This is a genomic window from Vibrio sp. V39_P1S14PM300 (assembly GCF_009904765.1).
GTDB lineage: Bacteria > Pseudomonadota > Gammaproteobacteria > Enterobacterales > Vibrionaceae > Vibrio > Vibrio proteolyticus.
On sequence record NZ_WXWP01000201.1, the window covers coordinates 1 to 15,741 of the forward strand.

The following is a 15,741-nucleotide window of genomic DNA, read 5'->3' on the forward strand; positions in this document are numbered from 1 at the left end:
GCCTTTATGCAGTCACAACAAGGGCTGTAACACCATGTATTTACTAAGGCATTAATATCGCAATGATTAAATTTTGTACAGAACAAACACCCCTCCGCATGGGAGGGTTGTGTGAGCCAGCTCAAGCTTTGTGGCGACTAAGACGAAGCCGCCGTCTGAGCCTTAATTTGTTGCACAATCGCCTTCAGACCATTTCCTCGCGACGGGCTAAGGTGAGCGATCAGGCCCAGCTGTTCAAAATAGGCGTCAATATCAAAAGCCTGAATTTGCGCCGCTGTTTTTCCTTCATACGCGGCGAGGACCAACGCAATTAAACCACGCACAATTCGCGCATCCGAATCAGCACAGAAATGCCACACGCCCTTGGTTTGCTCACTGACCAGCCACACCTGACTTTCACAGCCAGACACCAGTACCTGAGCGGATTTCAGCTCATCCGGCATCTTGGGCAGTGTTTTCCCCCACTGGATCACCTGACGATAGCGCTCCTCCCAGCCTGAACAAGTCTTCAGGCTCGACACGACTTCCTCAGCAGAAATCTCTGAGCCAAACGGGGTAACTGGAAAATCAGTCATGGTGGTCTCCGGCGGTAATGCTCACAGGCAGAATGAGTATGGATTCATTAAGTGTATTTTTGGATCAGTTTTTCGACAATGCGCGATACCGCCACAAAACCAAACGTTGCGGTCACCACGGTAGCCGCGCCAAAGCCGCTGGCACAATCCATGCGTTTTGGCCCCTCTGCGGTTGACTTCACGCCACACACACTGCCGTCCGCCTGAGGGTACTTAAGCTGCTCAGTCGAAAATACGCAGTCAATCCCAAACTTACGTTGTGGGTTCTTCGGAAAGTTGTGATGACGACGAAGGGTATCTTTGATTTTTTTCGCCAGCGGATCCTGAATAGTCTTGGTCAGATCCGCAACCATAATTTGGGTCGGGTCAGTCTGTCCACCAGCCCCACCCGTGGTGATGACTTTGATTTTATTGCTGCGACAGTACGCCAGCAGAGACGCTTTGGCACGCACGCTGTCAATCGCGTCCAGTACGTAATCGAACTCTTTGCTCAGGTACTCATGCTGATTGTCCGGGGTAATAAAGTCATCAATTAGGTTGACTTTGCACTCCGGATTGATCAGGCGTACCCGCTCTGCCATCACTTCAATTTTGCTCTGACCGACGGTGCCGGACATGGCATGGATCTGACGGTTGATATTGGTCACACACACGTCATCCATGTCGATCAACGTCAGTTCTCCAATCCCGGTTCGGACCAGAGCTTCCACCGCCCAGGAACCGACCCCACCGATACCAATTACACACACGTGTGCCGCACGCAGAATGTCCACTTCACGGTTGCCGTACAAACGACGGGTACCGCCAAAGCGCTGGTTGTAGCTGTCTGAAGCTGGGGTATCGAGTTCACGCATTTCTGAAGTCCGAAGGGTACAAAAACAAAGAGTGCGTTTTATACGCACTCTTTGTTGAAATGTCTAGGGTCTGTTTATTGTCGCTTTTCTGGTGGCAGCGCCCAAGGCGCTTGCGTTGCTGAGCCATCCAGCCCTAATTTCCACACCCGGCCAAAATGCTTGTAGTGACCCGCTTCCAGTCCGGCACGTGGCCCCATCCCGTGATAGAGATCCAGATGGTTTTTCTTCACCGCCCCGCCGGTATCAAGCACCAGTAACAAGCGCAGCTGATGTGCTCCACTCCAGGTACCGTCAGCATTCAGCAGAGGTACCTCCGCCAGAATCGGAGTCCCCATCGGAAAAATGGATCGATCACCGGCCACCGACGCCATCGGCAACAGAGGAATACCAGCCGACCCCGTCACCGGCGCATCGGCTTTTGGCGCAAAGAATACGTAAGACGGATTCTGCTCTAACAATTCGCGTACGGTCGCGTCATCTTGTTTCATCACCCAGTCACGAATGGCTTTCATCGACATGTCTTCGCGTTTCACTTCACCACGTTCGATCAGAATCCGGCCGATGCTCACATAGGCCCGATTGTTTTTACCCGCATAGGCAAAGTACTCCAGCGTGTCGTCATCTTCAAAATGGACGAAACCGCTGCCCTGCACTTCCATCATAAAGGGATCAATCAAATTGGCGGCATAACCCAGTTCAAGTCCCTGGCCTTGCAGAGCACCATTATAAATCGCGGCGCGGGTCGGACACTGACTGCCACAATTTGGTTTGCCATACACCGGATATTTGTAGACGGCGTCCGGTTGATGACGCAGTTCCATCACCGGTGAGTAGTAGCCAGTAAACAGCACATTGCCTTTTTTATCCGCACCGCCCAACTGAGCCAGCTCAATACCATAGCGGCTCAATTCTTCCGGATCGCCACTTTGCAGGACCCATTCATTCAGTTTGGCATACAGTGGCTGATAGATCTTCGCCATCGACGGTGAACGATCGACCACGGCCTGCGCCTGAGCGGCAAACTGGGTATAGTCCCGCGGGGTGTTGGTTTGCACCTCATCCACCTGGTTAAGCAATTGCGGAAGTGTTTTCGAAGCCGGCTGCTTGCCAAGTTCATCGGTTGGTTGCTGCGCACAACCGAAGATCAATACAGCCGCGGTAAGCGGGAGGAGTTGTTTAAGCACGAATTGGGTTCCTTTGTTGAGTTGCGCTGAGGATGACAAACTCTCAAAAGGAACACAATTGCGAAATGGTTAGCGGAGGTTTTTTTTGAATTTTCCTGACAATCGATACACAGGTTGGTAATAGTTCTGAGAAATCAACCTCATTTCTGTCAATTCATCATTGAGTAGCTGAAAGCGATATTCACGCTGAGCGGTGGCAAACATGACATAACGGCCATCAAACTCATAGCGCGTGGTCAGCACCCGCCCAGCCTGACTGACCCCTTCCGGCCCGAGGGTAAAACGGTCGCTGGCATAACTGGCCACGTTCTGCTCCACCCAAGTGCCGTACACAGCCTGCTTGGGGTGCAGCCGCTCCGACAACTGAGCATAAACCTGGTTATACAGCAGTGCGACCGCGATCAGGCCGCATGCCACCAACAACATCAGACCACGCTCAATGAGCGTGCGTTTGCTCAGTCTCCGACTCGGGAGGGTTTCAGATAAAGTCGTGTCGCTTTTGATGATGGTCTCTCTTTTTTCTGGCAGCTCTCTGCCCTGGGATGGTGCCAGACTTAACCTTGGCTGGCATTATTCTAAATCAAGTCGCTGGTTGGCAGAATCCGGCTTGCACTTTTTTATTTTCACGATGAAATATCGCTTGCTTAGCGGTGAATAAAAAGACAATATTTCAACATATAAATTCACCAGGTAACGTTTCGTGAAACTCAGAAGTACTGCGCTCGTAAAAGGATTCCGTCAGTCAGCCCCTTACGTCAACGCTCACCGTGGCAAAACCATGGTGATCATGCTCGGCGGAGAAGCCGTGGCCGACAAAAACTTTACCAATATCATCAGTGACCTCGCGCTGCTGCACAGTCTCGGGGTCAAGATCGTGCTGGTGCACGGCGCACGCCCGCAAATCAACCAACTGCTGGATGCACAACAGGTGAGCACACCGTACCACAAAGGCGTGCGGATCACTGATGAACAGGCGTTGCGTCTAGTGATGCAGGCATCGGGGGAAATGCAGCTCACCATCACCGCCCGATTATCCATGAGCCTCAACAACACCCCTATGGCGGGCACCGAACTCAATGTGGTCAGTGGCAACTTTGTCATCGCTCAACCACTGGGGGTTGATGATGGTATCGACTATTGCCACAGTGGCAAAATCCGCCGCATCGATATCGAAGGCATCAATCGCGCCCTAGCCCAGAACTCAATCGTGTTGCTCGGCCCAATCGCCAGCTCCGTGACGGGAGAGTGTTTTAACCTGCTCTCTGAAGAAGTGGCGACCCAAGTCGCGATTAAATTAAATGCGGACAAACTGATTGGTTTTTGCTCCGAGCAAGGAATCATCGACGAAGAAGGCAATGCCATTGCGGAGCTGTTCCCCAAAGAGGCTGAACGGATTTTAGAAGGTTTGGCAGAATGCGTCGATCAAACCAATGACGGTAGTACCGGCACACTGCGTTTTCTGCGAGCCTCCATTGCCGCGTGTCGGGCTGGTGTGCCGCGCAGTCACTTGGTGAGCTATAAGGAAGACGGCGCGTTACTTCAGGAATTGTTCTCATTCGATGGCATAGGCACACAGATCGTCATGGCCAGTGCTGAGCAAGTACGTAAAGCTCAGATCAACGATATCGGGGGGATTCTCGATCTGATCCGCCCGCTCGAAGAGCAAGGCATACTGGTCCGCCGCTCACGCGAGCAACTTGAGCAGGAAATTCACCAGTTTACCATTATTGAAAAAGACGGCCTGATCATAGGCTGTGCGGCCTTGTACCCCTACCGGGAAGACAAAATGGCTGAGATGGCTTGTGTGGCGATCCATCCGGAATACCGGGATGGCAACCGCGGGCTGGTGCTGCTCAACCACATTAAACAGCAGTCAAGAGTCGAAGGCATTGAACGGATTTTCGTCCTGACGACACATAGCCTGCACTGGTTCCGTGAACAAGGTTTCTATGAGATCGGCGTAGAGTCACTGCCAATGACCAAACAAAGTTTGTACAACTACCAACGCCGATCCAAAATTTTATGTGTCAAAGCCTGAGCTTAACGCGAAACAATCGGGGCATTTCACTGTTTTTTCTCATCACATCAAAATGAAACCGATTTCAGACAAAACACACACAAACTTTACTTTATTTCAGTGGGTATATTGACTATTATTTGCTCACCCTAAACACCAAGTCTGATGACTTGGTGTTTTTTTGAGATTTCCTCAGGGTCATAGGACTTTTTGCCTAACGCAGTTGGGCACGCATGGATTGCTTGAAGTAGAAAAAATTACTAAGAGCAAATCGTCTATGAAAACCGTTATCTGTAATTCCATACAGAGTTTCTGGGATATGGCTGACAACCAGTTCCTGGAAGGCCTGGATGTACATTGTGTATTTCCGGTAAACGAAGGATTAAAAGCCTTTATTCTCAACTATCAGGCTCGCTATAAAATCCGCAGCATTTCGTTTTCCAGTGCCTTCAACAAATAACATTCGCGCTAACCACGGACGGTTACGCCTCTCACTCCCCTAACCGCTCAACCAGTCCACTTGCCCGTTCGGTCCGAACTTTAATCCCGCGTTTCAACACCTGCATATCCGCATACAAGGCGAGACGTTTTTTTGCCCGGGTGATGCCAGTGTAGATCAGTTCGCGAGTCAGGATCGGGCTGAACTCTGGTGGTAAAATCATCAAGGTAAAGTCAAACTCACTGCCCTGTGATTTGTGAATAGTCATTGCGTACGCCGTCTCATGCTCTGGCACCCGGCTTGGCAACACTGACTTCACGCTGCCGTCCGGTAATTCAAAATACACTTTCAGCCGGGGTTCCGGATCCGTGTCATCGCGCATACAGATGCCAATGTCACCATTGTATAAGCCGAGGCCATGGTCATTACGCGTGACCATCACAGGCCGGCCGTGATACCACAGCTCATCTTGCGTCTGAATACGTTTTCTGACGGCCAGCGCCTTCTCTATCCGGTGATTGAGTCCGGCCACACCAAAATCCCCTTCACGTACTGCACACAGCAACCGACAACGATTGAATGTATCCAGCACCGCTTTGGCTTTGTGGTTCATGGTTTCTACTTGTCCGTCGTCATCACATTGCGGCGTATCAATGCGGTGCAAGTAGTGACTGTATTCTTCCACCAATGTGTTGATCATGGCGCGATAGTGTTCGCTGCTGAGCGCCATGTGTTCAATGTCGGCAAATTGGCGCTGCCAAACCAGATCAACTTTTTGCGCACTACCCGCATTGACCGCTTTAGCCAGTTGGCCGATACCGGAACGGGCGTCGAAACGATAACTCTTTTGCAGCATACACAAACTGTCGGCCATACCGCTGTGCTGATTGTGGCCAGTCAGAGTCGTGTACCCGGTTAATTGGGCCAGCATCTGTCCCTGCGCAACACTGTAACCCAGCGCATGAAACGAACAAATGTCGCCCAATACGGCCCCGGCTTCCACCGATGCCAGTTGATCTTTGTCCCCCAACAGGATCAGACGTGCGTGTTTTGGCAACGCATCCACCACTTTATACATCAAGGGCAGATCCACCATTGACGCTTCATCGATCACCAGAATATCGAGGTGAAGCGGGTTATCACGATGATGACGAAACTCCGCACTCCCCGGAATGGCTCCCAACAAGCGGTGTAACGTGCTCGATTCCGTCGGGATTGCCGCTTTGAGCTCAGGACTGACGGGGAGCTGCGCAACCGCCCGACCAATGGATTCCGTCAGTCGCGCGGCCGCTTTACCGGTGGGGGCTACCAGCTTGATCTCTGGCAGGTGTGCGGCGTGTTCGCTGGACTGTTCGATCAATGCCGCCAGCAATCGGGTCACCGTGGTGGTTTTCCCCGTGCCGGGGCCGCCAGAGATCACAGCGAAACGGCGTGTCAGTGCAACCGCAGCCGCGACTTTCTGCCAGTTAACGCACGCCGACATCGGAACATGGGTGTCCAAGCGCTGTAGATCGGAGACCTGACGTGTTGACAACAACACCTGTTCGACCGCGTCCCATTCAATTGTCTCACTGGCAATCACATCCAGGTGATCACACACCAGTTGCTGACGCAGCACCGCCGTACTGTTACCTTGCTGTTCCGCGGCACGCAGCGCGTGAAATAAAAAGTGGTAATCACGCGCAAACAGATGATCCAGCAAATCACGGAGCTTTTGGACACCTGTAGGCTTTAAGCTCATGGGTGTCCCAAAGCTATTTAAGCGCGCCGCCAAGGCCACTTCATAGTGCCAATAACGATGTAAATAAACTCTTTTTCCATCAAAGACTAAAGGCAGAGGTTGCGTGCCATTTCCCACCAGAGACGCCTGGCTTAGCAACGCCGGCCAATCGGTGTCGAGATACCTTTGACTGAAGCGCAGAGCGTCTTCGCCATACAGCCCGAGGCGCTCCGCCAAATCCGTGGGCTGACCACGCCCATCGAACAGCGGCAAGCAAATGTGCCCGCGCCCCAGCTCAGTACTGACGATCGCACTGAGCAGTGCCAGTTTGTCGGCCGGCTCACTGGCCGGGCACTGACGAGCAATAAAGGCCGCGAACTGAACATCCAACTGGCGGATATTACCCCGTGCAGCCAGCGTATGTAACACCATCATGATATTGTCACTCATTGTGTACTCATTCATAAATCCAGCTCCATCTGAGCCGCTCCGTTACCATCCGCTGCACTGATCCGCGCTTCAATGGTTTGTCCGTCAATCAACCGATCCATTTCATTCAAAAACGCTTCGCTCGGCCGGGCTGAAAAGACCCCGTGTTGGGTATCGCCATCCATGCCACGTAAAAACAGGTAATACACGCCTCCAAAATGGCGCTGATAGTCGTAATCCGCCAGACGACTGCGCAAAAAGCGATGCAACGCCAACGCATACAACTGATATTGCAGATCATACCGGTGTTCAGCCATCGCCTGTTGCAAAGCTTCGCCCTGATAGCAACTGACATCATCACCAAGATGATTGGACTTCCAGTCCAGCACGTAATATCGGCCCTGATGTTCAAACACCAGATCAATAAACCCTTTGAGCATTCCCTGTACGGTGTGAAAACCCAGATCGCCAGCTTTGGCAGAGAGCGGATCATGGCGCTGCACGACCCGGTTCAGCGCCGCAGCACTCAAGACTTCGATCGGTAACAAAAACTCCATTTCCACCAGACGCTGAGACGGCGCCTTGTCTTTCAAGCACAATGTTTTGCCATCCAACGGCGTCGCCAGTACCGTGGTTATCATGCGCTGTATCACTGGCAGCCATTCAGGATCCAGCTGCTCATTGACCATCCGCTCGGTGATCGCCCGGGTATTCTCTTCACTGTCAGCCGGCTGCGTAAACTCAATCTCTTCGAACACACTGTGCAAGAAGGTGCCCGGCCGAGCACCACGCGGAAAGGTAAAGATCGATCGCTCGGGCGTCTGCAACTCGCCTTCGTCTTGCTCGTCGGCCGAATCAATATCAAAGCCAGTCACTTCCAGTGTGGCGTCGTGGGCCGTTTGATGACTGCCCTGTTTCACCAACGCGGAATAGCTGGTTACCCGCCATAAACGATCCACGGCTGTCTGCAACTCCCGGGCCGTCAGGCTGTCTTCATGCGCCGATGGTGGTTGATACGGCGTATCGGGCAACGCCGGTATCTCGGCCAGCACCACGCCGTCTTGTGCCTGAACCTGACGCTGAATCGCGTGGCTCAGATCGGCGATTCCGCCCTCCTGACCGTTTTGCAGCAGATACCCCATCGCACTGCGGTGCACACCGGTGGGCTCTTTGGTCGAACGTCCCTGACGCAGCGGTGCCGCACCAACAAAACAAGCGTACACGGCGCGGGTCAGCGCAACATAAATCAAACGTAAGTCTTCCGCCAGACGCTCTTTATCGGCCTGCTTGAGCGCTGCGTCGTTGCCACTGATATCGAGGATGGTTTGATCACGCTGCGCATCATAATATTTGCCTTCGCTGGCCTCCCGGTAACTGAAGACAAACGGCAGAAAGACCAAATCGTATTCCAGTCCTTTCGATTTGTGGATCGTTACAATCTGCACCAGGTTGCGCTCCGACTCCAGACGCTGGATTTGTTCATCACTGCCGCCCAGTCCCTTAGCTGCGTCACTGATCGCCTGAGCCAGCCAGCGCAATAGACCATGATCACTGTCGATCTCCTGACTGGCCTGTTGCAGTAGCTCACCAAGATGCATCAGATCCGTCATTACCCGCTCGCCTTGCTCTTCTTCGAGCAACCGCTCTGCGATATGCCGTTTACTGATCACCGCACGCAACATCGGCAAGACGCCACGCTGGACCCAGAGTTTACGGTACTCTTTGAACTCGTTGACCGTGTTTTCCCACACATTTTCATCATTGTTGAGTGCATCCAGCGACGCCGCATCCAGCGCAAACAGTTCTGACGCTAACGCTGCGCGCAAAGCGCGATCGTTTTCCGGCGTCAGTACCGCCTGCAGCACGCGTTGAATATCCGGTGCCACGCCACTGGTAAAAACACTGTCCCGGTTCGACAAATAGACGCTGGCGATCCCTTGCTTGGCCAGGGCCTGTTTTACCAGACGACCTTCACTGCCCGTTCGCACCAATACGGCGATGTCACCGGCGCGGACAGGCTGTTGTCCAGAGCCGCTGGCGAAGCTCGCCTGCCCCTGTTGCGCCGCGGTCAGAATGGTTTGAATCTGACTGGCCGTCGCATCCGCCATGGCCTGCTGGTACTCATTCTTAGCCAGTGGTTTGTCGTCGGCTTCCATCAACCAGTAGGTCAGTGCCGGCTGTACCCGGCCGTTTAACATCCAGACACTCTGTTCCGCGCCCGGACGATGATCGACCGGATGAAAGGGAATGTCCTCATCGTAAATAAAGGCGCTGTCCGGATACTGGAAAATCTGATTCACCGCCCCAACCATCTGCGCAGAAGAGCGCCAGTTGGTATTGAGGGTATAGTGTGCACGGACCTGTTGACGGGCTTTGATGTAAGTAAAGATATCGGCACCGCGAAACGCGTAGATCGCCTGCTTCGGATCACCGATCATAAACAAACCGCATTGAGGATGATCCAGATAGATGCGACTGAAAATACTGTACTGAAGCGGATCGGTATCCTGAAATTCATCAATCATCGCCACCGGGTACAAAGTGCGGATGCGTTCTGCCAATGCGTCCGTTTCATCCTGATCGAGTGCGGCCGACAACTGACTAAGCAAATCATCAAACGATAGCCACTGTTTCTGCTGTTTGGCACTGGCAAGCAGAGTACGACACGAGGTGATCGCATGAGCCATCATCGGCGCCTTGAGGCTGACGGGCTGGGCAAGAAATGCCTCAATGGCCGCAAACACCGCGTGGCGTGGCGGCGTCCCTTTAGGCGTCTTCTCATCCAGAGTATGTTGAGCAAACCTGGCCAAAGCGTCCGGCACGTCGTAATTGAGGGTCTCGCTGTGAGCCCAGGCCGTGACACTGTCGAGCCATTGCGGCAGCGATTTTTTGGTGTAGCTGCGTTTGTTAACATCCGAGTCGGCAATCAGTGCCAGCAAATCGTCTGCGCACTCGCACCACTGTGCTTTCAACGCCTTGATACGTTCCAGATTCTGCTGATGAAGTGCAGCGAGATCACCGTCTCCGGCGGACGTGGCCAACGTCAATGGCGCACCGCTCAGGTAACCGCCAATCTCTGCCTGCAGCGCCGATGGCGAGTTCCAGATACGGCGCACTTCACCCGCTAACTGAAGCGGCAGCGGGTAAAAGTTGCGCCGCCAGTAATCCGCCACCACTTGCGCTTTAAGGTGACTTTCATCGGTCACGAACTCGTTATTAAAACGGCTTCCAGACTCAAAGGCATTCTGCGTCAACATCCGCTGACAGAAACCATGAATCGTGTACACCGACGCTTCGTCCATCTGCCGTTCAGCTTGCAGCAGCAGAGTCTGTGCCTGCTGGTGATCCGACACTTGTTCAAGTAACGGCTGGATCACCGGATCCTCGCTGGCACCACGACCAAACGCAATGCGCGCATCGTGGATGCGACGCCGGATACGGTCACGCAACTCTGCCGTCGCAGCTTCCGTAAAGGTCACGACCAGAATCTGGTCTACTGTTAACGGCACGGCATGACGGCTATGCTCGTCGCCATGCCCCAGAAGCAGCCGCAAATACAAGCCTGCGATCGTGAACGTTTTCCCGGTACCGGCAGACGCTTCGATCAAACGTGCGCCGTGCAACGGGAATGTCATCGGACTCAGTGACTGGGGGAGGGACGAAGTCGTCATAAACCTATTGCCTTTTTCCTAAACTGAACAACATCTTGTGATCAAACGCTGAAAACTTTTGCCTACTGATACGTGACGCGATTGTATTCCGGGAATGTGCGATCTCTCTCACGGATCATTTTGGTGCAAGCCGATAGTATCCGCTGCACATGCATAGCCAGCCTGACTGGTCTGCACCACAGAATTATGGTCCCTCTGACCTGTGGCCGTACAGCGAACGCCCTACACAATAATGATTTACTGGCGGCCACTCTACTTCTCTTAACTATCAGCAGCATTCTCGATCCTCAGCCTCGCGTTTTGTAGTACCAACGCGGACAACGTCCTGACTTCCAGAGCCAGTGCGTCATCCCACTGTGGCCAAATGCGCGCAATATACGGATCGCGTCCTTCGCCTTGCACCAGATAACCGTCGTTAAATGTGGCGGCCATTTTCTTGACCGCTTTGTCTTCATCATCCACCCACTTTCCACGACTGAACCCCGCTTCGATGCCGGCCAGCGCCGTTTGCGGGAAATACGCCAGTGGCGACGTCATGCCTTGATAGTAAAGACGCACCAGCTCCGCCAACAATGACTTAGCCTCTGCGCCATCCAGCGGCGGATACATAAAATGCACGGCACCTTCTTTACGATCGTAACCAATAACATGCGTGGATTTACTGTGTCCCATGGCAGCCAGCGACAAATGGTCAATCCAGGCGGACAGATAATCCTGTGCTCGGATCCGGCCACTACGATAACGAATAAGACCAGCCTGATAACACTGCGTCAGCCATCCGGTCAGATGAACGGGTTTATCTGTCCCCAGTACATCAAAGGTCAAGTTTACATCAACATCTTCCAGGGCTACGCCGCTAACAAAGCTCAGTGTCTCAACCAGCTCTTGCGCCTGAACCCGGTTGGTTTCAAACTCAAGCTCACCGAATGCGCCGATCGGCAACTTGCCCTCAGCACGCTGACGCCGGGCAAAATGCTCTAGCGCCTGTTGCGGATCCTGATTCTGAGCACGGGCATCCAACAAGACTTCCACCAATTGATCACGCATCTGGTAGCTTTCCAACCCACCCAACACAAACGGTTCGTCATCTTCTGTCACTGGCAGCGGTGGTTCAAACACCACTTTCAGTCGACGGTTAAAGAAATAGCGCACTGGCAAACGCCAAAAGCGTTGCAGCTCTACCAGATCCAGTGCCAACGGATACGTCGCATCCAGCAGGTAATCACTCAACTGGCGGTTAAAATCGCCACTGCGCTGCCCCTGACGCAGCGCCGCAGGCAACCATTCTCTGGCATAACTGGCCTGCTCCCCCTGAAAAGCTAACGGACTAAAGGGCACCATAGCGTGTTCTAGCGTCAATGCTGTTAGTAACCGAGCTGCAGAATCATCGACTGGCAGAGCTTCATCGCCAACCAGACAGTAGTTCTGCTGACAATATTCAAGCAGCTCAGACACCAGCACCGACGGAACCCGCTCGGTGTTGTCCTGAATCGAACGCCCGACGTAACTGATGTATAAGCTTTGCTGCGCGGAGAGCAGCGCTTCAAGAAACAGGTAACGGTCATCGTCACGACGTGAACGATCCCCAGCTCGAGCACGGCCATTCATTAAGTCAAAACCTTCCGGCGGTACCGAACGCGGATAGACACCATCGTTCATGCCAAGCAGGCACACACAACGAAATGGGATCGAGCGCATCGGCATCAGAGTACAAAAGTTGACCTGCCCTGCCAGAAAACGCTGGCTAACCCGGGTTCCGGACAAGCGATTGTGCAGATACAAACTGACGATGCCCGGCGCCAACGTCTGGTGATACGCCGCATCCTGGAGCTGTTCTTTCAACTGGGTCAGCGCTTCACGAATAGAAGTCAGCACCAGTTCCTCCTCCAGCGCCACCATGAAGAAGTCATCCAACATGGCCAGCAGGGTGGTTTGCCAGTTGTCGATGGTTTGTGTTTGTGCCAGACGCTGGCGGTACCGGCTGATCGATTCGATGTAGTGCGCCAGCTTACCAGCCAGCTCTGCGCTCATGCCCTGCACTTCATTGTAAGGCGCCAACTCATGATCTTTCTGGCTGAACAGTCCGGCACTGTCGGGCATAGCATACCCGAGCAACATGCGTTCGATACCAAATTGCCAAGTGTTTTGGTCTCTGGACGGCAGGGCAAACTCTTCCGCGGTGGTGGCATTCAGTCCCCAGCGAATGCCTGACTGCTCGACCCAGACTTTGGCCAGTTCAAATTCCTGCTCATCAATACCAAAACGCGCCATCATCGCCGGAGTTTCGAGCAGCTCCAACAACTCAGACGCCAGGCAGCGTGCCTGCGGTAAATTCACCAGTTGCATGAACGCGGTCAGGATCGGACTCTCCTGATCCGCACTGCGATCAGAAATTGAGTAAGGAATAAAGCGCTCACCCGGCGCGTTACCAAACACCGCCTGGATAGCCGGGCTGTAGGCATTGATGTCAGCCACCATCACAATCACATCGCGTGGCTTGAGCGTCGGATCCGCATCAAACATCGCCAGCAGTTGATCATGAAGAACTTCCACTTCCCGCATCGGGCTATGACATGCATGCACGCTGAGTGACCTGTCTTGTTCCGTGACTTGGCGTTTGTGGTGGCTGCTGTCGAGCACACTGTCGTCCTGGTGCTCTTCCAGATTGAGAATGTCAGCCTGCAACTGATGCAACAGCGAGTCACGCTCCACATCGACAAAGGCTTCAATTTCATGTGACTCCAATTGAGACAGCAGATACAGATTGTCCCGCCCCAATTTCCCCATTGATGCCAATAGACTGTTGCCAACCACATCGGTATGCAGCGCATCCGCAAGGTTGTCGTCCAGTGTCCCTTTCAGTTGCGGACTCTCTCCGTCCACTTCGGAATGATCCTGTTGCCATACCCGATGCTGACGATGCCTCGCAGCCAGTTTCGCCAGATATTTGCGATCACGCACTTCCCCCCAGTAATACCGGCTCGGGTTGGTGAACATCAAATGGACATCGATGTGCGCACCGATGACTTTCAACGCATCAAGGTAACGCGGTGGCAACGAGGAGATACCGAAGACAAACAAACGCTTGGGTAACTGTGCGTGCTCTAACCGGCCGTCGGCCAGAGCCTCAATAAAATGCTCGTACAAATTAGCGCGGTGATACGGTGACTGACCCAGGCTGATTGTCTGATCATAGAGTGCCTGCCACAACTGAGATTGCCATGGGTGTTCATTATTGAGCTCAGCCACCTCCTGACCGGCTTCCCACGCGGCTATCCATTCCGGCCGATACACCAGATAGCCATCAAAAATATCGGCAATTTTCTCCGCCAGCTGATAACGCTTCGTGTCGTCCTTGTCGTCTTCCAGGTAACGTTTCAATGGCGCAAAATCGGCGTGTTCGAGCATGGCCGGCAAGAGCTGCATCAGCTTCCAGGTCATGGCTTCTTTATTGAATGCACTGCGCTTAGGCACATCAGGCAAAACTTGGGTAAACAGCGTCCAGATAAAGGTCGCCGGCAGCGGGAAATCCAGGTTGGCGGCCACACCAAACTCTTTGGCGAGCTCGATTTTCAGCCACTGTGACATCCCGGGGCTTTGTACCAGGATCTGCTCTTTTTCAAATGGATTCTCCAACGGGTTTAACCGGATCAGCTCCACCAGCAGAGATTTAAGAACATCAATTTGATTCGAGTGATAAACCGTAAACACGTAGGCGCCTGTATCCGCTGCAAGTCAGTAAGCACAGATTAGCACAAGCGCAGCGTTTCTCGGATCCTTGTTGACGATAAACAACAGCTTAACTGCACAGAGTTTGATCACTTGCGCGTAAAAGCACTCAACCCGGCACTGGGCCGGGTTGAGTCTGGGCTTCAAGCGGTTTGTAACCGAGGTAACCAAAGCAAATGGTAAACGTAGCGCAGTGCAACATACCCCACTACTAAGGTGGCAATCATCAGCTCGATAGCCGCCAGACCGCGCACCTGAGTCACGTAGTGCTCCGCCATACCAATACTCTCCATCCAGTGCGCCATCTTAAACAGCGCCGTTGCCCCGATTACCATCGGAAAGGTAAACGCCGCATAACCCGGACTGAACGGCAAGCGCAGCAGTTTGAAGAACGCCAGATAGATGATCGTCGTCATCAACACCGCAATCCCGAACAGCAGCCCAATCACCAGCGGCGACGGTTCAGCGGTCACCGTCAGGTATCCCGCCATCGACAGGCTGGCCGGCGCCGCCAGAATCGCCAGGGTCGGCTTGGCCGCATCCGGCACTTCCTGAGTGAACATGAAGCGGTAGATCATCATCGGCAACATCACAGCGTATGCCAAAAGACCAAACAGCAAAGCGGCCTGAGCCACCCCGGCGAGGTGTGGATTACCGGAAAAAGAAACGTCCGCTACGATGATGCCAACCGGTGGTACAAACCAGCTCGGCACCATATGATGCAGCTCGAACTCTTTCGCTCGGTGGTAAACAAAACTGGCCAAAAACACCACGTGCAGGGCCACCGCCACCAACCAGAATGCGTCGCCCGCCCACGGCAGAAAATGCCCTAGTGAATTAGAGACCACCATGGTTGCCATCGCGAACGTAGGTACCACGCTGCCAACCACCGGATGCGCCAGATCTTGTTGCAGCAGATGGCGGTGAGCAAGGAATTTCACGCTTAGGATCAGCAACAGGACACTCGCCACTGCCGCACTCGCCCATTGCGCGTAACCATGCAGTTCAGCCATGTTCTCCCAGCTCCACCCCAGGCTGGCTATGCCCAGCGCCAGACCGGCCATCGGAGTCGGTGCCCCCATCACTTTATGTTTGGCTTTCTGAATCATAGCGACCTCTATGC

At 53.4% G+C, this 15,741-nt stretch carries 10 protein-coding genes; 2 read left to right on the plus strand and 8 right to left on the minus strand.

The genetic code is table 11. The annotated features are described in order from the left end of the window. Positions 1-137: 137 nt before the first annotated feature. The 4 genes from csdE to CAG65_RS10345 form a co-directional block, all read right to left on the minus strand. A complete protein-coding gene (gene csdE, locus CAG65_RS10330; protein ID WP_161453566.1) occupies positions 138-575 on the minus strand; it encodes a cysteine desulfurase sulfur acceptor subunit CsdE in 438 nt (145 codons plus the stop codon). A gap of 47 nt (positions 576-622) precedes the next feature. Further along, positions 623-1,429 carry a tRNA cyclic N6-threonylcarbamoyladenosine(37) synthase TcdA gene (tcdA, locus tag CAG65_RS10335; RefSeq protein WP_021706595.1) on the minus strand — a complete coding sequence of 269 codons (807 nt, stop codon included), beginning with the start codon at positions 1,427-1,429 and terminating at the stop codon, positions 623-625. A gap of 74 nt (positions 1,430-1,503) precedes the next feature. Then, a complete protein-coding gene (gene mltA / locus CAG65_RS10340; RefSeq protein ID WP_021706594.1) occupies positions 1,504-2,613 on the minus strand; it encodes a murein transglycosylase A in 1,110 nt (369 codons plus the stop codon). 69 nt (positions 2,614-2,682) lie between these two features. Next, entirely contained in the window at positions 2,683-3,039 is a 357-nt protein-coding gene (locus CAG65_RS10345) for a DUF2850 domain-containing protein (protein ID WP_161453567.1), read from the minus strand. 274 nt (positions 3,040-3,313) lie between these two features. On the opposite strand from CAG65_RS10345, the gene argA reads away from it, so the two are divergent. After that, positions 3,314-4,651 (plus strand): amino-acid N-acetyltransferase, encoded by a 1,338-nt coding sequence (gene argA / locus CAG65_RS10350; protein ID WP_161453568.1) that lies wholly within the window; start codon positions 3,314-3,316, stop codon positions 4,649-4,651. A 256-nt stretch (positions 4,652-4,907) separates the two neighbouring features. Continuing rightward, positions 4,908-5,090: a hypothetical protein gene (locus CAG65_RS10355; RefSeq protein WP_161453569.1), complete on the plus strand. Its 183-nt coding sequence runs from the start codon at positions 4,908-4,910 to the stop codon at positions 5,088-5,090. 31 nt (positions 5,091-5,121) lie between these two features. On the opposite strand, the gene recD is transcribed toward CAG65_RS10355, so the two are convergent. The 4 genes from recD to CAG65_RS10375 form a co-directional block, all read right to left on the minus strand. Beyond that, complete coding sequence (gene recD / locus CAG65_RS10360; RefSeq protein ID WP_161453570.1) at positions 5,122-7,254, minus strand: exodeoxyribonuclease V subunit alpha; 2,133 nt, start codon at positions 7,252-7,254, stop codon at positions 5,122-5,124. Continuing rightward, positions 7,251-10,889 carry an exodeoxyribonuclease V subunit beta gene (recB, locus tag CAG65_RS10365; RefSeq protein WP_161453571.1) on the minus strand — a complete coding sequence of 1,213 codons (3,639 nt, stop codon included), beginning with the start codon at positions 10,887-10,889 and terminating at the stop codon, positions 7,251-7,253. The genes recD and recB overlap by 4 nt, the downstream gene beginning before the upstream one ends. 261 nt (positions 10,890-11,150) lie before the next feature. Further along, a complete protein-coding gene (gene recC / locus CAG65_RS10370) occupies positions 11,151-14,600 on the minus strand; it encodes an exodeoxyribonuclease V subunit gamma (protein ID WP_161453572.1) in 3,450 nt (1,149 codons plus the stop codon). Between the two features lie 161 nt (positions 14,601-14,761). Beyond that, positions 14,762-15,727: a TDT family transporter gene (locus tag CAG65_RS10375; protein ID WP_161449032.1), complete on the minus strand. Its 966-nt coding sequence runs from the start codon at positions 15,725-15,727 to the stop codon at positions 14,762-14,764. Positions 15,728-15,741 lie beyond the last annotated feature (14 nt).

Excerpts from the sequence above, each read along its gene's own strand:
- CAG65_RS10375 (WP_161449032.1), bottom strand. The coding sequence starts at position 15,727 with ATGATTCAGAAAGCCAAACATAAAGTGATGGGGGCACCGACTCCGATG.
- recB (WP_161453571.1), bottom strand. The coding sequence starts at position 10,889 with ATGACGACTTCGTCCCTCCCCCAGTCACTGAGTCCGATGACATTCCCG.
- tcdA (WP_021706595.1), bottom strand. The coding sequence starts at position 1,429 with ATGCGTGAACTCGATACCCCAGCTTCAGACAGCTACAACCAGCGCTTT.
- CAG65_RS10345 (WP_161453567.1), bottom strand. The coding sequence starts at position 3,039 with ATGTTGTTGGTGGCATGCGGCCTGATCGCGGTCGCACTGCTGTATAAC.
- CAG65_RS10355 (WP_161453569.1), top strand. The coding sequence starts at position 4,908 with ATGAAAACCGTTATCTGTAATTCCATACAGAGTTTCTGGGATATGGCT.
- csdE (WP_161453566.1), bottom strand. The coding sequence starts at position 575 with ATGACTGATTTTCCAGTTACCCCGTTTGGCTCAGAGATTTCTGCTGAG.
- recD (WP_161453570.1), bottom strand. The coding sequence starts at position 7,254 with ATGAATGAGTACACAATGAGTGACAATATCATGATGGTGTTACATACG.